Here is a 21,805-nt window from a genome sequence, read left to right as displayed (position 1 = left end):
TGTAAGAAATACCAGTTTCTCATCAAGTACAAAAGCCACTGTGAATGTTAATGGCTTTGGTATGTTATCACGCAGTGGCAAGTAGTTACCAGGCTCAACCTTGTACAGCTTTTCCCTTTGAAGCCGGAAGACGTGCCACCGTCTCTAAACGCTATACCAAAACAGATTGATCATACGCATTCAAGCCCGATGTGCGGCATTATGAGCCACGTAAACAGGTTTATGGTGATAACGTACCTACAAACGACATGTAGGCTCTATCAGCGCTTCAGCCACGCTCCCGCAAGGGTACACGGTTATCCTGATAAGGTATGATCCCTCTGACAATCTGATGAAGTCGCTACGCTCCGCTTGTTGCTGTATCACCAACGGGGCTTTATGGCTTCTATTCCCTTAATTTAAATATGGTATCATGTAGAGGAAATCTTAAAAGAAGGGTAGTTTATGGGCTGGTCTTCGTTGGTTAGGATAACCATTGGTACATTTCTATTGGCTGGGTTGTCATTCTCTGCACACGCTAAGAACTGCAAGAAAGGTATTCCATGTGGTAATTCGTGCATTGCGGTTGGAAAAACGTGCCGGATTGGATCAGGCACCTCATCTACGTATAAAAATTATTCATACTCTTACCCGTCATCTTCTCTTCATAGTTCAATCCCTAAATCCTCTTCCCCTTCCTCATCAGCTAAGGTTGACGGAAAAAATACGTCTTCAACTGTTAAAACGTATCTCTGTCAATATGCTATTGCAGCGATACAGAATGGAAGAATCGGTGCTTTACGTGTGTTGGGTAGTGCCGAGGTAACGTTGTATGTCGATGGCTTCAAAGCTAACCGTTTAAATGGTACGTACCTGCTCTCACCAAAGCTGAAAGCTAACGGTAAGTTGATGATGGCAGATGATAAAAGCAAGGTGTACGCCTATGATCCGTCGCTGGGAAACTTTGCAATTAGTGACCGCATCGCAAGAAGCACTGAGCAATGGGATCATTGTAAACTGGTTCATAATTAATAAACTCAATTCGTGGGGATGGAATGAAAAAATTACTAATGGCTTTCGTGATTCTAACTTTACCTCTGCTTTCGTTCGCTAAAGGTATTGGTTACGGAAACACTAAATGGGACATGAATCCATCAGAAGTTGTTGCTGCTCAGGGCAATGGTGCACATCTGATCTCACCAGAAAAGTATAAGGATAACTTTGGGAAAGTGCGGATTGATAATGTATCGATTGGTAGCGGTCTGTATACAGTGACATTTTTGTTTGACAGCGCTGATCGTCTTGTTCAAACGAACGTAGCCAGCAATGAAAAGAAAAATGAAGGCATTGCTGCACGTCAATTTAGCACATTAAATCAATTACTAACTCAGAAGTATGGCAAGCCTGAATTTTCTGATCCAAGTAAAGTAACCTAGAAACTTCCTGACACAACGGTTGAGTTAAGTAAGATGGTCATTAATGGGATTATGGCACAGACAATTGTTCGGTATATTCCAAACAGTAGGGTGGCAAGCGATACTTCAAACCTTTAGCCTATGATTCTTTTTTAGCTGATGTGAGATTGTTTCCATAATCAGCGCTGCCAATACGAGAACGCCGATAGTTAACTACCCTTGTCCAGGAACAATCTGACCGCTAAGATAGCTTGAAAAACAAACTATTGTCGGTGGATCATGCCTATTAAGGGATTATCTCTGTTCTTCTGTGCCGTTTGCGTTGGTTGTAGTGGGTACTCGCAGCGGCAAGAGCACTTAGATGTGCCGACTTACTCGGAGAGCTACGATCAAGCCCTGGGGTGGTTAGTGACTGCTCGTTATCGGGATTCAGAAAATGCAGAAATCGTTATGTCACTGGTTGGAGACTTTTGCAGGAGCAAAGGGAAGGAGGCGACTCTCTATAAGACGACTGCTGGCAACACATCCACTTTTCAAGAAGTTTGGGCTTGTCAGACTCCCCCAATGCTAAATGATACTGACATACTTAGCGCGGTTTATTGCCATTTTATTGCTAACGCGCCTCGCTACTCTGTGGATTTTTCAAACCGTCAGAAGGAAGTAGCAGAGCAAAAATTTGTAACGGCTTTCTTGAAAAAAAGGATCGAATACCCTGTCGGCGGTTTTTACGATAAGTACCAGAGTAACTTTGCTTCTTGGGCTGTGGCCAAACATGATGAGAGCATCAGCACTGATGAAGTCCGCCAGTGGTTTGACAAGCATTGCCAGTAAAGAGTGCGATTATTCCGTATGAATTTTTAATAATAGGAGGTTAGTCAGTATGGCAGGAGTATTATCAAGCACGGTGGCAGCTATAGGGATTCTTGATAAAGCAGTAAGCATCACTCAGAAGCTGGCAAATAACAGTGATGAACTGGACAAGGCTACGCTCAAACTTGAGTTAGCCAATCTAATGGTCGAACTTGCTAACGCCAAGATTGAAGCGGTAACAACACAAACTCTACTTTTCGACGCGGAACAGAAAAATAAGCAGCTTGAAGATCAGCTGAAAGATAAATCGACATTTATCTTCAAGGATAATGTTTATTGGAAAGCTGGAGATGAAGTTCCATTTTGTCCTCATTGTTATGAAACAGGCAAAATCAAAAGACACATGCAACAGTTTGCTGTCACGAGGGGTCAAAACGCTTGGTACTGTAGTGTCTGCAAATTGAGTGTTCGATTCTCATAAATCCATTTCATTGATAATCCGGCTAACGGCTTGCTTGTCTAAATCCAGATAGCGCCTGGTGTCAGTGATGTTGCTGTGATTAAGCACGGTCATAGCTAAAGCGATGTTGTTTGCTGAACGCTTGTAGATGGCATTCCCGCCAGCTTTACGGAAACTGTGAGCCGATACAGTGCCATGAATGCCGATAGCTTTTGCGGCTTCTGCGATTTGCTTGCTCACTTCTTCGCGTCGTACTGGTGCTTGCTTGTTCATCGAGCGGTTACGCTGGCTTCTGAACACATGCACATCATGCGGATACTCAGCACGGCGACGAGCTATCATCTGCACCACTGGAGCCGGAAGGGTGAGGGCTTTACGCTTCCCTGTCTTCTGTTCTTCTATGTCTATCTCACCGTTGATCACTTCGTCAAAGCGTAACGCGACGGCATCCCCCACACGCAGTACGGCGGCTTGCATCATTAACGTAACGTCAGCTATTAGGCTCTTGTTATGAGCGTTTAGCCACTCCCTAATCGCTTTGGCTTGCTGTTCGTCTAACACGACTGCTCTGTTCAATTTACCCTCATGCAAGGTCACATATCTAAACTTATTAAATAAACAATATGATCAATTTCAGTAAGTTGCAATGTAAATGATCAAAAATCGAACTTCGTTATGTGTGGTAAATGGCGCGGTTGTGTCCACTGCTGAACGCGAAGATCAGGCACACCCAGATCGAAATCTGCATGATTTTGAAATATCTCCAACAAAATCATAATGTTGGCATTTATAAACATGTGTTTGAACATTGCCAAATCCTCAACTCTGTACGAAGAACAGCGGCAATAGCGGAACATCACACTACCTTTAACTGTTGTCTGGACGGCCAAAAAAATCGTCTATAACATAGCCAGTTAGACTGCATATGGAGATGTAAGCATGAGCACCAGAAGAGAGATAAAGGATGGGGCACTCTTTGACGTTCTTGACAGAGGGATAGTCTACACCGAGGCGTTGGGCTGGCTTGATATGGGACATGCCCGTGGCAATGACGTGGCAATGCTCAAACGTCAATTCGTTGAGGGAGAGCGCAGCGGTAAGCCATCTTATTCCGTCATGTATCGGCAAGATATGGGCGTCTTAAAATTCAAATCGCGGCTCGGCGTCGGGAAGTTCTCTCACTGGGAAATTAAGCGTGGCCGGAGCACCGAAGACATTAACAGAATCATGCTGGCGATGATGATGAACACCGCATCCAGATTCGAAGGTCTGCAAAGCCTGCGATCATTCTCCTGGTATACGGACAGCGGCTTTAGCGGTGAGGATTTGGTGTCTGGCCTGTTCGAGTTCTATCGTGCAATAATTCCTGGTAGGTACGGCTATCGTCTCAAGCCTGTGATCTATAAATCAGCCGTTCGCCGCTGGGATTACTATGGCGCTATCGGTTCCCATAAAAACCGTGGCTCAGGCCGTGGGACGATTTCGCATCCGGAGTCGTGAAGGTCATTACAAACGATGGGACATCGCTCTCATTCATGGGAGCTAAACTATGACAATCCTTTTAAAAGCCCTGAAGTGGTGCACACTCTCGGTTGTCACCGTCTTTATCCTCGGATGGCTGTTTGTCTGGCTCGTGGCATCGGGTTCGGATGGAACAACGGTTTACACAGAAAATGACTTTTTCCACTACCACACGCTGACTGACAAGGATATTGAAAACGCCCCGCGTGTAACGGATGACTACTATTTCGAGGCGCATCCCGGAGATGGCTATGCCCCTTCAAATAGCATCTTTTTTAAAGGGGCCACTGGTGCAGCACCGTTGCGTGCGTATCTCGAAACGCTGGGATACACAGAGGAAAAGCGCCGCCTGGGGGAAAAGGAGATCTGGTCAAAACCCGATCAGGTAAAAGGGGACATTTTCTATCTGTACTTCAACGCCGCGACGGGTGAAGTTGAGCTGACCAAAGTGATAAATTACTGAACTCACTTACTCCGTGTCGATTAGCACCGCCTGATGATCAAGCGGCGCTTTTTCGTAGTATCCCATTCAGCCATCTCTCATCTCTGTCCGGGCGGTTATCCTGAGTCGCCCACAACGAAGCGATCTCCATCCCCGGAACCGCCTTTAGCAACATCTGCAACCCCTCTTCATCCAGATCCGTAAACCGCCTTTCACCCTGCACACGCTCACCGTTCCCATACTTAAAGGACACATACCATACGCCGCCAGGCTTAAGAGCATCCGCAAGCTTCTGCATCACCGTAGGCAACTCAGAAGAGGGGACATGCAGCAAAGAGGCACAACACCAGATCCCATCGTAATGCGCTTTACAGTCGATCTCTGAAAACGTCATCAGCTGCACGGGCAACCCGGTATGTTCTCGTGCCAGCTCCACCATCGCGGAAGAGGCATCAAAAGCATCCACCTGATACCCCATCTCATGAAAGGCTTTTGCGTCCCGGCCTGAACCGCAGCCCGCATCCAGAACACGAGCACCGTTAGGCAGGTGTTGGGTGAAGGCCTCGTATAGAGAGGTCATATCGACATTGACCGTGCCATCGAAGAAATCCTGTGCGTGGTTCTGGTAGTAGTGAAGTGTCATTAAAACGTTGCCTCGCCTTCCGCGTTGGGTTTCCAGGTATGGATAAGCTTGTCCAGCGCGGCCTGCCAGTTACGCTGAAGAAAGCTTCTCCGTGCTTCGGGACGTTGCCCTGTCTGTAGAACAATCGTCTCATTTAACGGCAGTTTGCTCTGAATAAAATACTCATTGCGGGTGTGTAACCGCTGCAGGAGCCTCAGCTCGGGAATGCGTGCAGACTTGCCTTCAACGCCACGGTTACAACATCGACAGGCCAGCACTAAGTTCCATACGCCGTTAATATTGCTCACTTCATGGCGGGCAGCCCAGGGAATAAAGTGGTCGACGTCTGCCAGTTCAGCGTCTCCCGGTACCAGGCTGATGGGTTTAAAGCAGTAAAAGCATCGTCCTTTCTGGTAACCATTCAGGCTGTCGCGGCAGCTGGTGATGTCTACGCGACGCGCGTTCACCTTCGTGAACAACAGCTGATTATCTTCGTCGAACTCCACGCCTACAAGATTACGTGAAATCCCCATCGACCATGCCTGTTCCACCAGGTTCCAGCGGGCATTGGTTTCAAAGGCGAGGTTTTTATACTGCAAGCGTTCGCCCAGTAAAAAGAAGTTATCCGTCAGGCGGATCCCGTTGTTGGTTTTGCGCTCATCAAGGAAAAAACGTTTATCGATCTCGCCCTGGTTCACGTAATGAAAGGCATCAATCACGTTGTTAAAGCCAAGGCGCACCGTCGCTTCAATGAGCTGAGCGTGGGTGATTTCACCCCTGTTGAACTTCAGGCAGGTTTCCAGAAATTGACTGCTGCGGGAGGTGATCTGCTTTGGCGCATGCTTCAGATGTTCGCAAAGATAGCGGCTGAACGGCACAGCAAGCTGGTCGAGCGTAATCAAATCGCTACCCGTCTTATCCACTTCATACAAGGCTGACGCCAGCGCAAATTTGTAAGATGCGACGTTCCTTCCAAAGAGGATCACACCACGCCAGTAGTTCTCAAGCGTCGGATCGGCCTGATAAAATTCCATCGATGAAGTCCTGTTACGGTTGGCTGGGCAGGGCGTTACTAAAGCCTGTAACAGGATCACATAACAAAATCAGGGTGATGTAAATCGTTAATCTATAGGTTTGATGAATTTTTGAGAGGTCAGAGAGGAAGTTATCGGAGCAACCGATACGGCATTAGCGCAGGTTTACAAATGAACAGATATCTGGAAGAGGTGAGTTGAACGGGTTTCCAGCCGAAGCGTTGTCATTTTTCGAATTAAAAGCTTATTTCCTGAATCCCCCTCGCAAATTCCAAATTTCCCCTACACCAAACCGCTGTATTTATATTCAGCCCTGTATAATGAGCACCAGAAATTACGCCGAACGGCAAAGGATATATCGAAGAATATTTAACGAGGAATTCGCGATATGAAGGTGCTGCAACACCCCCATACCGCTAACCACAACAACTACTGAGGAGTTGAAAATGGCTGCGATGAATTTTAAGCCAGAGTTTACTGTTTGCAAAACAGAATCAGTCGCTTTCACCGGCATGATTGAAAACCGAGAGCTGGTACGCAAAAACAGCGCCCGCCGTCTGCACGGCAACCCGCCCAACGCGGCACCCATTCATCCTCGCGCGGAAACGCCGCAAGACAGCGCCGCCTGCTGCGAACTGTACGCGCGCATAGACATGAAATATCTTCTGCTGGGCGGCGACTGGTTAACCCGTGCCGGCTTTATCAACGGCATGCCGGTTAAAATCCGCGCTATGAAAGACTGCATTGTGATCACCCCACAGCATACAAGAGAATTATGGGGATGCCTGGAAGGTATGAGCGTGGTGAATATCAATAAACAAAAAGTCGCCCAGTGGCTGAAGACGTTTCCGGGGGCGTTGAATGATACGGGAGATATACCTGTGGTGAAGCGCGGAACTGGTCGGGCGGAATAATATCTAAAATCTCCTTTCATTAATCCTGTAAAAGGATGAGTTAATACGGACGTGAATACACATGTCCGTATTTTTTTGTTTTTTTATGAATTATCTAACTCTGCTGGTGCACCCAATAAATCGGATGTAACATTCTCCGCAAAGCGACAGGGAGGATTGCTATGCAGATTTGTAGGATGGATTACAACGATGTCTCCATCGATGGAAGAAGGCTGAAACTACACGTTTATGGCGTTGGGACGTTTCCCGTTTTTTCAGGGATAGAACCCGTAACCAATATTGCTGAGTGCGCCTTTATCAGGAATGCAGCATTACCTGTGGGTACGTACTGGATCGTTGATGCGCCGGAAGGCAGTATTGCTAATCGGGTCGAGCGTTTTGTAAAAGACTTCAAGAACGGTACCAATCATTCTGAATGGTTCGGCTTGTTTAATGCTTCAACCATGGCCGATAACGTATTTGTGAATGGGGTCGACAGAGGTTCATTTCGACTTCATCCGTTGAGGCCGAATGGTGAGGGAGAATCGTGGGGATGCATAACGTTCTATAATATCCCTGATTTCCAACTGGTCAGACAATCTTTACTTGCACGTAAGAAGATTCGTGTTCCTGGTGGTAAAGGGTTGATGGCATACGGACGTATTGATGTGACAGGAAGGGCTGATTATGCTTCATGCAAAGTTAAAAAATAATATCCTGATTGGCCTGGCATGCCTTGTTGCCTCCTTCTTTATCGTCCTGTTCCCCCTGGGAGGCTGGCTCGATTACTTATCTCAAGCCAGCAATGATTTTTTAAATCGCACCGGTCTGGGGTTTGCTGATGGTGAAGCTGACCCCTCATTCCTGTGGGTGTTGGGTGGGATGATGGTCGTCGTTACCGCACTACTGATGTTCGTCATCCGAAAGATATGCAGCCTGAAACGGGCATGAGATAGTTCACTGAATTTTTCTATCATTCTTTCATCGATTCATGAGCATCTTCCCAGCAGGGTGAAGTGAATCTGCATTCATTTTCACCCTGCATCACTTTAGCGCGTCACGATCAAATTCACGTCATAACCGCCCGTGTTATTGGCGTATTCCGATGCCTTGTTGGTGTCGTTAAAAATAAAGGCGATTTCGCCCTCCGTCTGGGCTTTCAACGGCTTGCCGCCGGAACCGACGGAATAGATTTGATCGCCAATTTTAATCAACAGCGCGCCTGCAATGGCTCCCGGCAGAACAAACGACGGGTCAGGCGCCTTAGCGGAAGGATGCTGGCTGTCGCCATCCGGTCCGAAGGTGCGCCCGCGGCTGTCATACTGGGCCTGACCCGCGGCAACCAGCAGAATGCTGTCGCCCTGGCGAACGGTGATCCCGGTCTTCACCCATTCACTGCTGGTTGCAGGAATGTGGCCTTTCCACTGAACGGGGTCTTGTGTCGCGTGTTCTTCATCACTCCCCAGATAAACATCCGCATGGAATGAACCGGTATTATCGCTGTGGGACGAGTCGCTAATGAATAATCTCAGTTCACCGCTTTCCGGTGCGTCCAGTTGATATACGCCGGTACCGATATCGTAGCTTTTCCCGGACTCGCTAAAACGCGCCTTGAGAATGGCAATATCCTTTTTTTGCCCGTTCTTACCAATATTACCGCCCGGGTAAGCCCATGCAAATTCTTCCTTGCCATATTTGATCAGGCCCGTAGCGATAATGGTGATCTTATCGCCTTGGTTGACCTTCAGACCGGTATTAATACCCTGTTCTTTTGTTGAATCAATTGCGCCAGACCATGCGCTTTTTGTAGACATGTTCTATCTCCCTTCGGATGTCAGTGTATTGTATTTCAGCAGGGCTTAATAATTCCCTGCGTCATCATAGGCATCTGATATCAACGGCATGCAACCGTGTGACGTAGACAGAGTAGAGTTGGTTATCGGGGACGGCAAATATAAAAATCACGGATTGATGGACGTTATTTTGCTAAAAACCGTTCAGGCCTGGGTTTGTGTATTATCCTTTTAAGATAAATCTGAGTTAATTCGCGTTGGCAAAAAACGGTTCTTTCATAAATGAGTAATTATTAAAGCTGATGTAATTCCCCTGAGAAAATACAGGTGTTTTCTCAGGGGCGGGGTTATTATGTGGACGGACTATTGGATATTGACGGCTCTGCCGTCTACCCAGACGCGGCTGATATTATTGCGTCTGGCGTTATAGATAATTTTCTGCAACCGGTCTTCCGGTGTGTCCTCGGCCGTATCAATATAAATGTCGCTGCCGGCGGCTCGGGTATCGATCACAATGGCATCGAACTGGTAGCCGACCGCCAGTTTGCCCACGCGCAGGTCAAGCACCTCTCCCGCACCCCCGGTCGCCAGCCAGAACGCTTCCCGGAAGCTGACCGCCGAGCCAGGTCTGCCGCGCTGTTCCGCGGCGATACGGGCATCGACGCCGTCATTCAGGGCTTTACTGGCGGTCATGGCATGGCGGCAGGCATCAAATACCGAAGGGCTGTGGCCGCCCGCAATATCGGTGCCTAAGCCGACGTTAAGTCCGCGGTCCAGCATAACGCGCAGGGGGAAGACTGCATTGGCAAAGTAGAAGTTGGACAGAGGGCAGTGCGCGACGCCCGCCCCGGTTTCCTTAATTAGGTCAGCATCGTCATCTTCGATATGGTTTGAATGCGCGAGTACGGTCTTTCTGGTCAGCAGGCCGAAGTCCCGCAGCGCCGTGGTATCCGTTTTACCTAAACGCTGTTTAACGTAAGCGTGTTCCCAGTCGCTTTCCGAACAGTGGGTCTGCACGTGGCAGCCCGTCTCCGTGGCAATCTCTCCAAGACCTTCCAGCAGAGCATCCGTACAGGACGGAATAAACCGTGGAGTGATGACCGGGAGCACGCGTTTTACCGTGTTGCCGGGAAGCGATGCAACGGCACGAATAAACTCGCGGGTTTCGGCAAGGGCCGTCGCCGCGCTTTCGTCCCGGTAGTAGTCAGGGCACTGGGAGGGATCGTCCATCGCCACCCGGCCAATCAGTGCCCGTTGACCCTGCTCCAGACAGATGCGGGCCAGCTCCACGCTGCTTTCCGTGTGCAGGGTAGCGAAGTAGACGGCGGTGGTGGTGCCGTTCGCCAGCAGCGCATTGACCAGTTCCGTGTAGTGGCGGCGGGCAAAGGCGATGTCGGCGAACTTAGCCTCCAGCGGGAACGTATAGTCATTCAGCCACTCTTCCAGCGGCTTATCCAGAGCCTTGCCCATCTGCGGCCACTGCGGAGCGTGGACATGCAGATCGATCAGCCCCGGCAGCAGATACTGGTCTGAAGAGAGCTCGGTAAGCTTACCTGCCTTACGGGCCGCATCCCGCACGGGCCTGAACGCGCTATTGTCACCCTGTATAATATCGACAATGGTGCCGCTGCCATCGATACAGAACAGCGTGTCGCTAAAGTGGGACACACGGTCCTTTGATTCCGCGGTGTAGCCCTGAGCGCTGACAACCTGCTGCCAGGGAAATGCGTGTAGGGTGTTCATATCGTCGTCCTTATTCATCATCACGCTGAAAGGGAAATTACTCCAAAGTCATGCATTATTATTCGCTCAAAAAGCCTGGCATAAAACCAAAATACATCAACTCATTGATGGGTAAATAAAATGGCACTTATTGCGGTATTTGCGGGGATAATAAAGGTAGGCTGAAATGATAAACGGAAGTTGCTGGCGCTTATTTGGCAAAGTAGTTCAATAACCGATGCGTTATCGACTCATTGAACCGCTTTTTTATCGTTCCCTTTTTCATATACTTTTTATTGTGGTGAATCCCCCTGTGCGGTGGGGCATAATTTATGGGTTAACGTCATTAGGCGGGCTTTGCTCACCGGGAGGCACCCGGCACCACAGTCCTTTTTTTGTGTATAATATAATAAATATGAATAATAGCTACGAATAGTTGTGTTCAGATGAATGTTTTATATTTTTATTTAAAATAAGAAATGCCTCTCAAAATATATTTTTATCAGCTTTTATTATCTCTTCCTGGAGCAATCATCGGAGGAAGAATGGACACAACCGAAGAACTAAATGGAACGTATTTTTATGCTGGTAGAACAAACCTCACAGCTGGCGGCCTTTTCTTTATGATTTACTGCGAATCAATTGCCGATCATTTTGGCATTGACGATGTCGCTGGAATTACTGCGCTATACAGCGGTGCTAATAATCAGAAGACCAGAAAGAAACCCGCGGGAGCTAAAGAAGGTACGTCTCGAGCCTCGAAAGCCATGAGGCGTTATTTTAAACAAGCAAAGTTCCCGTATGGCATCAAACTCCCGACATGGATTGGCGGGTACTCGCCATGGACTGTACGCTGTAGGATGGTTTCACAAATCAGTACCTTTATCGGAAGAACGATTCCATTAGTTGGCATGGTGATATTAGTCGCTGACGTATCATTAATCACCTATGCTGCAATACGTGATTATAATCGAATCGCGCGGGGCAGTGACAAACTATGGTAGAGGATATTGAGCAGCGCATCTACGCCTTAGCCAGACGCTATAACGGCGTTTATCTGATGAATAACGAAGCGAAGCAGAAATTACTGAATGCAAAAACTGATTTGGATACTGACATGCAGCTTGATGTCACTGAAGCAGAAGATTTAATGGAAGAATTTTTTAAAGAATTTGATGTTGATAGAGGGAATTTTAGCATAAACACCTACTACCCTGATGAGCCTTTTTCATGGAATCCATTCAAAAAATACCCAGTGGTGATGGTTCCCGATTTCACCATTGGAATGCTTATCGAATCCGCAAAAGCGGGCAAATGGTTATACGACTAAAACGCAAGGAGCAATAGAATGGCCGTACCTGTACATCTCTTTTTAACCAATGACGGCGGCACAATGATTTGTGGTTCTTGTGACGTTGCACAAAGGGAAGGAAGCATTGAGCTAAGAGGATTACAGCATAACCTCAGCCTGCCAACCGATTCGGCAACGGGAAAGGTCACCGGCACTCGCCAACACTCGCCGTTTCAGTTTACCAAGGAACTGGACAGCTCTTCGCCCTATCTGTTCAAAGCGGCAGCAACAGGTCAGACCCTTAAAACGGCAGAATTCAGGTTTTACCATAGTAACTATTCCGGGCAAGAGGAGGAGTATTACCGAATCACGCTCGAGAACGTTAAGGTCATTTCTTTGAGTCCAGTCATGTACGACACCCGAGGCTGTCCGGGGACGGGGCATATGGAGGAAGTGGCGTTTAATTATGAGAAGATTACCCATTTGTATAAGGACGGTAACTTGTTAGCGCATGATGCGTGGAATGAACGTCCAACCTCTGGCTTTGCTGCTTAACGTTATATTGAACTTGCCTGCCAGCGTTTCGTATGCGCGGGCAGGGATTATCATTACTAATCTCTTTTCGTATATGATGGCCTAAACATCATAAAAATAACCCACGCAAACATCCCATTAATCTTGATTGGCCAGGGTTCAAATACATTCAGACGCACAATTGCGCCAATCACTAATAGCGGACTTTCTACTCGTTGAGCTATCCCCCCTAAAATATGTAACTTATGAGGCAGTACCCGATTAAGTAATGTCGCTATAAGCTATGCACTACCCAATATGAGCATTATTGCGATTGTGCGATCCTCACAGTTATCAAAACTTATCAAACAAATGAGGCATGTAGCCAGTACATAACCACAAAATAATATATTTAACATGTAAATGATAAACTTGCTCATAGCATTTGCCGAGACGGTTGAAAAATAAAGAGTCTATGAATATAGCGCTCTTAACAGAATGACAAACGACGATGACTAATAATGCATTTAAGAATTTTTGCTCCTCGCTTATTTCCGCAATAATCAAGTTAGCGGCTTCATGCTAATTCCACGCACTCCACCGCTAAATCGACTTTAACTAAACACCGGCACCCCCAGCCCCACCTTCACCTCCCGCAACGTCTCCTGCGTCACCCCCTGCGCCCGTTCGGTCCCGCGCTTCAGCATCGCCATCAGCTCGCCCCTGTCACGCATATACATCGCCCTCCGCTCCCGCATCGGCGCAATCAGCTCCTGCAGGCACCCCTCCAGCTCGTTCTTGCACGCCCGGTCGCCCAGCCCGCCCGCCTGATAGTGCGCCTTCATCGCCGCCACTTTCTTCTTGTCCGGATGAAACGCGTCGAGGTAGGTAAACACCACGTTCCCCTCAATTTGCCCCGGGTCGCTCACTTTCAGGTGGTTCGGGTCGGTGTACATCGCACTCACCGCATGATGAATGGTCTCTTCGCTGGCCGAAAGGTGCAGCGTGTTGCCCAGTGATTTCGACATCTTGGCGCTGCCGTCGATGCCGGGCAGGCGGCTGGTGTCGCTCAGCATCGCCTTACAGTGGCGCAGCACCGGGGCGGGCAGCAGGCTGTTCATCTTGTGCACAATCTCGTTGGTCTGCTCAATCATCGGCAGCTGGTCGTCGCCGACGGGCACGCACTCGGCCTTAAACGCGGTGATGTCCGCCGCCTGGCTGATGGGGTAGGCCATAAACCCGACCGGCAGCGAGCGGGCGAAGCCTTTCTGCGCAATCTCGTTTTTCACCGTCGGGTTACGCTCCACGCGGGCGACGGTGACGATGTTCATATACAGCATCGTCAGCTCGGCGAGGGCGGGCAGGGCGGACTGCAGGCAGATGGTGGTCAGGTTCGGGTCGATGCCGGCGGCGAGGTAGTCGGCCAGCACTTCGGGGATGTTGTCGCGGATCTTCTGCGGGTTGCTGCCGTTGTCGGTCAGCCCCTGCAGGTCGGCAATCAGCACAAACTGGTTGTGCGTCTGCTGGAGCGCCACGCGCTGGCGCAGCGAACCGACGAAATGGCCGAGGTGCAGCGGGCCGGTTGGGCGGTCGCCGGTGAGGATGGTTTGCTTGTTCATAAAGACTCCTTAATGTGCAGTTGCCGAAAGGGGTCTTAGATGTGAGAAAGCCGCCTTTCGGCGGCTATCTGAAAATGGGAAAAACTACTCCGTGCCGCCTTTAAGAAGGCAGCCACCAGCGGTTTACGGTGAGCACGGCGTGGTTTATGTTCATCTCTTTACCGTACCACGTCCGGCGCGAAAAACAAAAGGGCACGTCATGCTGCAATCTCTCAACCATCTGACCCTCGCGGTCAGCGACCTGCAAAAAAGCGTCACCTTCTGGCACGAGCTGCTGGGTCTGACCCTGCACGCCCGCTGGAATACCGGGGCCTATCTCACCTGCGGCGATCTGTGGGTCTGCCTGTCGTACGATGAGGCGCGCCAGTACGTGCCGCCGCAGGAGAGCGACTACACCCACTACGCGTTTACCGTGGCGGAAGCGGATTTTGAACCGTTCTCGCACAGGCTGGAGCAGGCGGGCGTCACCGTCTGGAAGCAGAATAAAAGCGAGGGGGCGTCGTTCTATTTTCTCGACCCGGACGGGCACAAGCTGGAGCTGCACGTGGGCAGCCTCGCCGCGCGGCTGGCGGCGTGTCGCGAGAAGCCCTACGCGGGCATGGTGTTTACCTCAGACGGGGCTTGAGGCGCGCACCTTCAGCCTGCCCGCCAGCGTCACGTGCGTGGCGGCATCTTCCTGATTACACAGGTACTCCACCGCCAGCCGTCCCAGCTCGCTGTAGGGCAGCTGGATACTGGTCAGCGGCGGGGTGAGCTGCTCGGAGATCTTCTGATCGTCGTAGCCCGCCAGCAGCATGTCCTCTGGGATGCGCACGCCGTTCACCGCCAGCGCCTGATAGCAGCCAATCGCCAGCCAGTCGCTGGCGCAGAAGATAGCATCCGGGCGCTCGTCCAGTTCCAGCAGTGACGCTGTCGCGGTAAAGGACTCGCTGAACTGCCAGTTGGTCTGGCGCACCAGGTCGTCGTCGCACGCGAGTCCGGCCTGCTGTAGCGCCGCCTGGTAGCCCGCCAGACGCTGGCGCGAGGCTTCCATCCAGCTCTCCCCGGTGATGTGGGCGATGCGTGTCGCCCCGCAGGCGATGAGGTGTTTAGTCACCTGGAAGGCGTTGGCGTAGTCGTCCGGGATAAACGACGGCAGCAGCGGCGAGCCGGGGTCGCGCTGGTTGAGCAGCACCAGCGGGATACGGGTGCAATCCTGAAACGCCGTCATGTCCACCAGCGTGGTGACCGGGGAGGCGAGAACAATCCCGATGCAGTTGCGCTTCTCCAGCTGGCGGATGATGTTCAGCGCCAGCTCGATGTCGTCGCCGTAGTCGTAGACGGTGAGCAACGTCTCGTTGCGCCACGCCGCTTCCCGCGCCTGGCTGATGGCGTCGATAAACGGGTCGAAGCTCTGCATGGAACTGACCAGCAGGGCGATCTCTTCCTGGTTGCGCGGGGCGTGTACGGCGGGGAGGCGGTCGTAGCCGAGTTCGGTAGCGACATTAATCACCCGCTGGCGGGTGTCGTCGCTGAGCTTGATGTTGCGGGACTGGTTAAGCACCAGCGATACCGTCGCCTGCGACACCCCTGCCGCCCGCGCAATATCGTTCATCGTCACTTTCGTTTTTCGCTTCATCCGTCCTCTCCCTTTCGCGAATTCGCATCATACCCTAACCGCACGCTTTAGCGCCGTCGATCACGTTTCTCATTCATCAAAGCGTGAACTTTGTGAGGGGCGTCGCTTTTCTTATCGCCGTGATTTGCGCATTTATCCCGCAGCTAATATTTATTAGCTAAATATTATCAGTAAGAGGACGCGTAATGAAAGAGCAGTGGAGCAGGGAGCAGGCACAGGCGTGGTATCAGCAAAAAGGCTGGCTGTGCGGGTTTAACTATCTGCCGTCGACGGCGGTGAACTGGACGGATATCTGGCAGGCAGAGACATTCGATGCCGCAACCATTGACCGCGAGCTCGGCTGGGCGGCGGACGCGGGCTACAACACCCTGCGCATCAACCTGCCGTTTATCGTCTGGGAGCACGACCGCGACGGGCTGATGGCGCGCATCGACCGCTTTTTGACGATTGCCGACGGCCACGGCTTCAGCACCATGCTGACCCTGATGGACGACTGCGGCTTCTCCGGCGACGAGCCGTACCTCGGCCCGCAAAAGCCGCCCGTGCCGGGCAAGCACAACAGCCAGGCGGCGGCGAGCCCGGGACGCGACAAGGTGTGCGATCCCGACTGCTGGCCGCAGATTGAGCGCTATATCCGCGACGTTGTCCGCCAGTTCCGCGACGACAGGCGCGTACTGCTGTGGGATCTTTACAACGAGCCGGGCAACCGCGGTATTTTCGCGACCGGCACGCAGGAAGTGCAGTACGACGCGAAGCTGGAGACCTGCGCCCATAAGCTTATGAAGCTCGCATTCCAGTGGGTGCGTGAAGAAGATCCGACCCAGCCGCTCACCGTCTGCGCGTGGCGTCTGCCGCCGGAAGAGGAGGGCGAGACGTTCTTCCAGCATCCGCTGGACCAGACCGCGCTGGCGCTCTCGGACGTGGTCAGCTTCCACGCCTACACCCACACCGGGCGCATGACGGCGATTATCCAGCAACTGCAGGCGCTCGGTCGCCCGCTGTTCTGCACCGAATGGCTGGCGCGCCATGTGGGCAGCACGATGGAAGAGCAGCTTCCGCTGATGTACGCGGCGAAGGTCGCGCCGTACCAGTGGGGTCTGGTGCGCGGCAAAACCCAGACGTGGCTGCCGTGGCCGGTGGTGATGAAGGAGTCCACGGACTACTGCCGCCTCTGGTTCCACGACGTGTTTGAGGAGAACGGCATTCCGTTCTCGCGCCGTGAAATCGCCCTGATGCAGCAGCTGCGCAAGATCGCCCCGCAGGCGCAGGACTAATAATATCGACCCGGCGGTCCACCGCCGGGCAACCAGGCAGGCATATAACAATGGCAATGACAATGAAAATACCGTCTCGCGAGTTGTGGTCTTATTTTGGTTATGGTTTAGGTCAGTGTTTTAGCTTTGGTTTAGTGGGTTCGTTTATTAACTATTTTTACACCGACGTGCTGGGGATCTCGGCGCTGGCGGCGAGTACCATCTTCCTGATTGCCCGCGCGTGGGACGCGGTTCACGATCCGCTGTTTGCCAGCATCATGGACACCATTAACAGCCGGTTCGGCAAGTTTCGCCACTTTTTGCTGATCGCCCCTTTGCTGATCACCGGCGTCACGCTGCTGTCGTTCTATAAAATCGAAGCGGACATGACCACCAAAATCCTCTACGCCGGGGTGACGTATATCCTGTGGGGAACGCTGTACGCCATCTCCGATATCCCGTTCTGGTCGATGTCGTCGGTGATGACCAACGACTCCGGGCAGCGTACCCGCGCGGTGACGGCGGCGATGCTCGGGGTGAACGCCGGGATTGCCTGCGCCAACATCTTCTTCCCGAAGCTGGCGGCGTTCTTCGCCCAGTACAGCAACGATAAAGGCTATTTTATGGCGGCGCTGGTGATGATGCTGGTGGGCCTGCCGCTGATGCTTAACGGCTTTATGCAGATCAAAGAGCGCGTGCCGCCGAGCCCGGAAAAGGTGACCATCCGCGACACCTTCCACAACCTGCGCCAGAACAAGCCGCTGTTTATCGTCCTGCTGTCGTTCTTCTTCTGCGTGTTCCACAACGTGGCGGGTGGGCTCTACATCTACTTCTTTATTAACAACCTGGGCGACGGCAGCCTGCAAATGGCGATTGGCGTGATGGGGATCGTGGCGGCGGTGCTGTGCCTGGTCGCGCCGATGCTGACGCGCCGGATGCAGAAGCGGAAGCTGTTTATGATCCTCTGCGGGCTGGACGTGGCGGTGCGCGTGGTGATGTGGTTTGTCGGCTATCAGCAGGTGACGATGCTGTTTATTCTGCTCGGCCTGAGCACGCTGTTCGTGATGATGACCAACATTCTTACCTCGTCGATGATTGCCGACACTATCGAGTACGCGGAGTACCACACCCACAAGCGCTGCGCGGCGATCACTTTCTCCGGGCAGACCTTTACCGGCAAGATGTCGGTGGCGGTGGGCGGCGGGTTAATCGGTGTGTTCCTGACGATGATCGGCTACGTGCCGCAGGCGCAACTCCAGAGTGAGAGCGTGCTGTCGGGTCTGTTCTTCGGGATCTGTTTGTTACCGGCGATTGGGTCGCTGATCCGCATGGGCTTTATGTCGCGCTTTACCTTTACCGAGGAGAAGCATGCGGAGATTTGTCGGCTGCTGGCGGAGCGGAACGCGTCTGCGAAAGCGCCGGGTGGCGGCTGCGCCTTACCCGGCCTACAGGACCAGCCCTTGTAGACCTGATAAGCGAAGCGCCATCAGGCTTCGCTTTTATGCTCCGACCAGCTCAATGCGGTTGCCGTCCGGGTCCGCAATCACCGCTTCATAGAACCCGTCCCCGGTCATGCGCGGGGCGCTGAGCAGCGTGCCGTTTGCCCGCGCCCGCTCTGCCATGCTGTCCACCTTTGCCCTGCTGCCGACGTTAATGGCGATATGCGCCCAGCCGATAAACTCCGGGTGCGACGGCGCGCCGGGCAGGTCCGGCAGCGTCATCAGTTCAATGGTCGGCCCGTCATCCAGTGTAATGAAATGGGATTCAAACCCTGGGCGGTTTTGACTGACGTAGCGTTCATTACTGCGGCCGCCAAACGCCGTTTCCCAGAACTGAACCTGTGCCTCAAGGTTGCGGGTCCAGAGTGCGACATGTGCAATATTCATAATAACCCTCGTTGTGTGTAGTGCGCGGTTATGCAACATTATGCGCATTGATACTCGATTAGACTTTGCCAGGGACTTATTATGCTCGATTATGCTGCTTTTCCGGAACAACGACAAGCGCGGATCCGCCAGATCCTTCAGGAGAGTGGAAGGGTGGTCTGTACCGAGCTGGCGAGCCAGATGAACGTGTCCGAGCACACCATTCGCCGGGATTTACATGAGCTTAGCAAAGAAGGGATCTGTAAAAAGGTCTACGGCGGAGCGGTGCTTCAGTTGCCGGATGCCGGGAGTTTTTTCAGCCGCGAACAGAAAATAAGTGCAGAAAAGAACACAATCGCGCAGAAAGCAGCAGCACTGGTTATGCCAGGCGGCTGTATTTTTATCGACGCGGGCACGACCAACCTGGCGCTGGCGAAGGCCCTACCGGCGGATCTCCGCGTTACGATTGTTACCAACTCCCCGGCGATTGCCGCGGAGCTGCTGCAACATCCGCTGTGCGAGGTGATCGTCACTGGCGGGCAGGTCCAGCGAACCTCCGGCGGCGCGGTGGACGCCACGGCGGCAAGCCAGATCCAGGGAATTATCTTCGACCAGGCGTTTATCGGCGGCTGCGCGATGGACCCGGAAATGGGGCTTACCGGGTTTGATTTCGCCGACTGCGCGTTCAAAAAAGTCGCGATTGCCCAGAGTAACCAGACCATCGTGGCCCTGACCGCCAACAAGCTTCCCGGCGTGGCGCGCTATGTGGTGGCGACGAGCCGCGATATCGACGTGCTGGTGGTGGAAGAAGGAATGGAACAGGGCGTTCTCGATGCGTTTGCGGCGCAGGACATTCGCATTGTGTGCGCCTGAGGACTTTCACGGGTAAAACAGGCTACACTCTGGTTTTGAGCGCTAAATGCTGAGGACATAACAATGCACTACACACTGAAAGAGAGCGACAAGGATAAAGCGGAAGGGTCAAACGGCGCGGGCGCTCTGCAGCAAAAACTGCTGGAGTCCCGTTCGATTGTGATCTCCGGTGAGATTAACCAGGAGCTGGCGCAGAAAGTGATCACCCAGATGATCCTGCTGCAAAGCGTCAGCAACGATCCGATCAAGCTGTACATCAACAGCCAGGGCGGTCACGTGGAAGCGGGCGATACCATCCACGACTTTATCAAATTCATCCGCCCGGAAGTCCACGTTATCGGCACCGGCTGGGTGGCAAGCGCCGGGATCACCATCTTCCTGGCGGCGAAAAAAGAGCACCGCTACTCGCTGCCCAATACCCGCTTTATGATCCACCAGCCGCTGGGCGGCGTGCGCGGTCAGGCGACGGATATTGAGATCGAAGCGCGCGAAATCATCCGCATGCTGGATCGCGTGAATAAGCTGATCGCGGATGCTACCGGCCAGCCGCTGGAAAAAGTGAAAAAAGACACCGACCGCAACTTCTGGATGTCTCCGGCAGAAGCGCTGGACTACGGCATCGTGGGCAAACTGATTACCCATTATGACGAGCTGAAGCTGGATTAAGTTTTCGCGCCGTGTATGTGTCGGGTGGCGGCTACGCCTTACCCGACCTACACGCCCTCGTTTGACCCATGACAAGTTCCCCCTCTGCCTTCTTGCCTATAATCGCGCCTGTTTCCCCTCTCACTGGTGCTACCCATGGCGTATCAACTGAACCTGAACTGGCCGGAATTTCTCGAAAAATACTGGCAAAAACAACCCGTAGTGCTGAAAAATGCCTTCCCGAATTTTGTCGATCCGATTACCCCGGACGAGCTGGCAGGGCTGGCGATGGAGCCGGAAGTCGATAGCCGTCTGGTGAGCCGTTTCAACGGCAAATGGCAGGCCAGCAATGGTCCGTTTGAGCACTTTGACGATCTGGGCGAAACCGGCTGGTCGCTGCTGGCGCAGGCGGTAAACCACTGGCATATGCCCGCGGCGGAGCTGGTGCGTCCGTTCCGCGTTCTGCCGGACTGGCGTCTGGATGACCTGATGATCTCCTTCTCCGTGCCGGGCGGCGGCGTGGGCCCGCATATCGATCAGTACGACGTGTTTATCATTCAGGGGATGGGCAGCCGCCGCTGGCGCGTGGGTGACAAGCTGCCGATGCGTCAGTTCTGCCCGCATCCGGCGCTGCTGCATGTCGATCCGTTTGAGCCGATCATCGACGAAGATCTGGCCCCGGGGGATATCCTCTACATCCCGCCAGGATTCCCGCACGACGGCTTTACCCATGAGACGGCGCTTAACTACTCCGTTGGCTTCCGCGGGCCGAACGGTCGCGATCTGATCAGCAGTTTCGCCGATTACGCGCTGGAAAACGATCTGGGCGGCGAGCACTACAGCGATCCGGATCTGACCTGTCGCGAGCACCCTGGCCGCGTGGAGCAGTACGAGCTCGATCGCATTCGTCAGATGATGATCGACATGATCAGTAAGCCAGATGATTTCACAAAATGGTTCGGCAGCTTTGTTTCGACGCCGCGCCACGAGCTGGATATCGCCGCCGCCGAGCCGCCGTACGCGCCGGAAGAGGTGCTGGACGCGCTGCAGGGCGGCGAAACGCTGTCTCGCCTGAGCGGCCTGCGTGTGCTGAACATCAACGGCAGCTTCTTCATCAACAGCGAACAACTGGAGACGGTAGACGCGAAGGCGGCGGATGCGCTGTGCCGCTACACCGAACTCGGCCAGGCTGAACTGGGGGATGCCCTGAACAACCCGGCGTTTGTCGAGGAGCTCACCGGGCTGATTAACCAGGGGTACTGGTACTTCGACGAGTAGTGCTGCACGGTTTTCTCCCTCTCCCTGTGGGCTGGGGAATCCCCAGTAATTTTTTACCTGAAGCGATGAACGTTGCTTCAGTAAAATTAATGACTTACAGCGATCCCCTGGTCCGGCTGTAAATCGCCGAAGCGTTTCCGTAAGGCCGGGGCGAGGCGC

At 52.5% G+C, this 21,805-nt stretch carries 25 protein-coding genes and 1 pseudogene; 18 read left to right on the top strand and 8 right to left on the bottom strand.

The window, feature by feature from the left end:
- The first annotated feature begins 444 nt into the window (after positions 1-444).
- The 4 genes from EKN83_RS06570 to EKN83_RS06555 all read left to right on the top strand — a co-directional run bounded on the left by EKN83_RS06570 (position 445) and on the right by EKN83_RS06555 (position 2,685).
- Entirely contained in the window at positions 445-1,011 is a 567-nt protein-coding gene (locus EKN83_RS06570) for a hypothetical protein (protein WP_126800541.1), read from the top strand.
- A 23-nt stretch (positions 1,012-1,034) separates the two neighbouring features.
- The gene (locus tag EKN83_RS06565) at positions 1,035-1,415 is read left to right on the top strand and encodes a hypothetical protein (protein ID WP_126800540.1); all 381 of its coding nucleotides are present in this window, start codon (positions 1,035-1,037) and stop codon (positions 1,413-1,415) included.
- Between the two features lie 387 nt (positions 1,416-1,802).
- A complete protein-coding gene (locus EKN83_RS06560) occupies positions 1,803-2,225 on the top strand; it encodes a hypothetical protein (RefSeq protein WP_126800539.1) in 423 nt (140 codons plus the stop codon).
- A 49-nt stretch (positions 2,226-2,274) separates the two neighbouring features.
- Positions 2,275-2,685, top strand: coding sequence for a hypothetical protein (locus tag EKN83_RS06555; protein ID WP_126800538.1), 411 nt, complete (start codon positions 2,275-2,277; stop codon positions 2,683-2,685).
- On the opposite strand, the gene EKN83_RS06550 is transcribed toward EKN83_RS06555, so the two are convergent.
- Positions 2,680-3,225 (bottom strand): tyrosine-type recombinase/integrase, encoded by a 546-nt coding sequence (locus EKN83_RS06550; protein WP_185857655.1) that lies wholly within the window; start codon positions 3,223-3,225, stop codon positions 2,680-2,682. The two genes, EKN83_RS06555 and EKN83_RS06550, sit on opposite strands and share 6 nt — an antisense overlap.
- Positions 3,226-3,603: 378 nt before the next feature.
- On the opposite strand from EKN83_RS06550, the pseudogene EKN83_RS06545 reads away from it, so the two are divergent.
- Positions 3,604-4,217, top strand: a pseudogene (locus tag EKN83_RS06545) (hypothetical protein).
- Positions 4,214-4,648, top strand: a complete 435-nt coding sequence (locus tag EKN83_RS06540; RefSeq protein WP_126800536.1) for a hypothetical protein — start codon at positions 4,214-4,216, stop codon at positions 4,646-4,648. The pseudogene EKN83_RS06545 and the gene EKN83_RS06540 overlap by 4 nt, the downstream one beginning before the upstream one ends.
- 37 nt (positions 4,649-4,685) lie before the next feature.
- On the opposite strand, the gene EKN83_RS06535 is transcribed toward EKN83_RS06540, so the two are convergent.
- Positions 4,686-5,270 carry a class I SAM-dependent methyltransferase gene (locus tag EKN83_RS06535; protein ID WP_126800535.1) on the bottom strand — a complete coding sequence of 195 codons (585 nt, stop codon included), beginning with the start codon at positions 5,268-5,270 and terminating at the stop codon, positions 4,686-4,688.
- Positions 5,270-6,283 carry an HNH endonuclease domain-containing protein gene (locus EKN83_RS06530; protein ID WP_126800534.1) on the bottom strand — a complete coding sequence of 338 codons (1,014 nt, stop codon included), beginning with the start codon at positions 6,281-6,283 and terminating at the stop codon, positions 5,270-5,272. Before EKN83_RS06530 ends, EKN83_RS06535 begins: the two co-directional genes overlap by 1 nt.
- Positions 6,284-6,729: 446 nt before the next feature.
- Between EKN83_RS06530 and EKN83_RS06525 the strand changes: the two genes are divergently transcribed.
- From EKN83_RS06525 to EKN83_RS06515, 3 genes are all read left to right on the top strand, one after another.
- A complete protein-coding gene (locus EKN83_RS06525) occupies positions 6,730-7,197 on the top strand; it encodes a SymE family type I addiction module toxin (protein ID WP_126800605.1) in 468 nt (155 codons plus the stop codon).
- A 161-nt stretch (positions 7,198-7,358) separates the two neighbouring features.
- On the top strand, positions 7,359-7,889 hold the full coding sequence (locus EKN83_RS06520) for a DUF2778 domain-containing protein (protein ID WP_095441784.1): 531 nt from the start codon (positions 7,359-7,361) through the stop codon (positions 7,887-7,889).
- Complete coding sequence (locus tag EKN83_RS06515) at positions 7,864-8,127, top strand: hypothetical protein (protein WP_104556430.1); 264 nt, start codon at positions 7,864-7,866, stop codon at positions 8,125-8,127. Before EKN83_RS06520 ends, EKN83_RS06515 begins: the two co-directional genes overlap by 26 nt.
- A 98-nt stretch (positions 8,128-8,225) precedes the next feature.
- On the opposite strand, the gene EKN83_RS06510 is transcribed toward EKN83_RS06515, so the two are convergent.
- Positions 8,226-8,990 (bottom strand): LecA/PA-IL family lectin, encoded by a 765-nt coding sequence (locus EKN83_RS06510; RefSeq protein ID WP_126800533.1) that lies wholly within the window; start codon positions 8,988-8,990, stop codon positions 8,226-8,228.
- Positions 8,991-9,332: 342 nt separating this feature from the next.
- Positions 9,333-10,712, bottom strand: a complete 1,380-nt coding sequence (gene guaD, locus EKN83_RS06505; protein ID WP_260591145.1) for a guanine deaminase — start codon at positions 10,710-10,712, stop codon at positions 9,333-9,335.
- A gap of 524 nt (positions 10,713-11,236) precedes the next feature.
- Between guaD and EKN83_RS06500 the strand changes: the two genes are divergently transcribed.
- Genes EKN83_RS06500 through EKN83_RS06490 form a run of 3 tightly spaced genes read left to right on the top strand, consistent with a single transcriptional unit; the run spans position 11,237 to position 12,537 of the window.
- Complete coding sequence (locus EKN83_RS06500; RefSeq protein WP_126800532.1) at positions 11,237-11,695, top strand: STM2901 family protein; 459 nt, start codon at positions 11,237-11,239, stop codon at positions 11,693-11,695.
- Positions 11,689-12,021 carry a DUF1493 family protein gene (locus tag EKN83_RS06495; protein WP_104556426.1) on the top strand — a complete coding sequence of 111 codons (333 nt, stop codon included), beginning with the start codon at positions 11,689-11,691 and terminating at the stop codon, positions 12,019-12,021. Before EKN83_RS06500 ends, EKN83_RS06495 begins: the two co-directional genes overlap by 7 nt.
- 18 nt (positions 12,022-12,039) lie before the next feature.
- Positions 12,040-12,537, top strand: coding sequence for an Hcp family type VI secretion system effector (locus tag EKN83_RS06490; protein WP_126800531.1), 498 nt, complete (start codon positions 12,040-12,042; stop codon positions 12,535-12,537).
- Positions 12,538-13,109: 572 nt separating this feature from the next.
- Here EKN83_RS06490 and trpS read toward each other — a convergent pair.
- Positions 13,110-14,114 carry a tryptophan--tRNA ligase gene (gene trpS / locus EKN83_RS06480; protein WP_126800530.1) on the bottom strand — a complete coding sequence of 335 codons (1,005 nt, stop codon included), beginning with the start codon at positions 14,112-14,114 and terminating at the stop codon, positions 13,110-13,112.
- Between the two features lie 199 nt (positions 14,115-14,313).
- Here trpS and fosA point away from each other — a divergent pair, with 199 nt between their 5' ends.
- A complete protein-coding gene (fosA, locus tag EKN83_RS06475; RefSeq protein ID WP_104557333.1) occupies positions 14,314-14,739 on the top strand; it encodes a FosA/FosA2 family fosfomycin resistance glutathione transferase in 426 nt (141 codons plus the stop codon).
- Here the strand turns inward: fosA and EKN83_RS06470 are convergent.
- Positions 14,725-15,732, bottom strand: a complete 1,008-nt coding sequence (locus tag EKN83_RS06470; RefSeq protein WP_126800529.1) for a LacI family DNA-binding transcriptional regulator — start codon at positions 15,730-15,732, stop codon at positions 14,725-14,727. The genes fosA and EKN83_RS06470 overlap by 15 nt on opposite strands.
- Positions 15,733-15,917: 185 nt before the next feature.
- Here EKN83_RS06470 and EKN83_RS06465 point away from each other — a divergent pair, with 185 nt between their 5' ends.
- Positions 15,918-17,006 (top strand): cellulase family glycosylhydrolase, encoded by a 1,089-nt coding sequence (locus EKN83_RS06465; RefSeq protein ID WP_045286878.1) that lies wholly within the window; start codon positions 15,918-15,920, stop codon positions 17,004-17,006.
- A 50-nt stretch (positions 17,007-17,056) separates the two neighbouring features.
- On the top strand, positions 17,057-18,451 hold the full coding sequence (locus EKN83_RS06460; RefSeq protein ID WP_126800528.1) for an MFS transporter: 1,395 nt from the start codon (positions 17,057-17,059) through the stop codon (positions 18,449-18,451).
- A gap of 33 nt (positions 18,452-18,484) precedes the next feature.
- Here the strand turns inward: EKN83_RS06460 and EKN83_RS06450 are convergent, their stop codons facing one another.
- Positions 18,485-18,871: a VOC family protein gene (locus tag EKN83_RS06450; RefSeq protein ID WP_025757407.1), complete on the bottom strand. Its 387-nt coding sequence runs from the start codon at positions 18,869-18,871 to the stop codon at positions 18,485-18,487.
- 81 nt (positions 18,872-18,952) lie between these two features.
- On the opposite strand from EKN83_RS06450, the gene EKN83_RS06445 reads away from it, so the two are divergent.
- From EKN83_RS06445 to EKN83_RS06435, 3 genes are all read left to right on the top strand, one after another.
- Positions 18,953-19,723, top strand: a complete 771-nt coding sequence (locus tag EKN83_RS06445) for a DeoR/GlpR family DNA-binding transcription regulator (RefSeq protein WP_126800526.1) — start codon at positions 18,953-18,955, stop codon at positions 19,721-19,723.
- A gap of 63 nt (positions 19,724-19,786) precedes the next feature.
- On the top strand, positions 19,787-20,389 hold the full coding sequence (locus EKN83_RS06440; protein ID WP_008501342.1) for an ATP-dependent Clp protease proteolytic subunit: 603 nt from the start codon (positions 19,787-19,789) through the stop codon (positions 20,387-20,389).
- A gap of 135 nt (positions 20,390-20,524) precedes the next feature.
- Positions 20,525-21,646: a cupin domain-containing protein gene (locus tag EKN83_RS06435; protein ID WP_126800525.1), complete on the top strand. Its 1,122-nt coding sequence runs from the start codon at positions 20,525-20,527 to the stop codon at positions 21,644-21,646.
- The last annotated feature ends 159 nt before the right edge of the window (positions 21,647-21,805 follow it).

The organism is Enterobacter sp. WCHEn090032 (genome assembly GCF_003986875.1).
In the GTDB taxonomy this organism is placed as follows: Bacteria; Pseudomonadota; Gammaproteobacteria; order Enterobacterales; family Enterobacteriaceae; genus Enterobacter; species Enterobacter sichuanensis.
The sequence above is the reverse complement of the archived record's forward strand: the minus strand, read 5'-3'. Positions and strand labels throughout refer to the sequence as shown.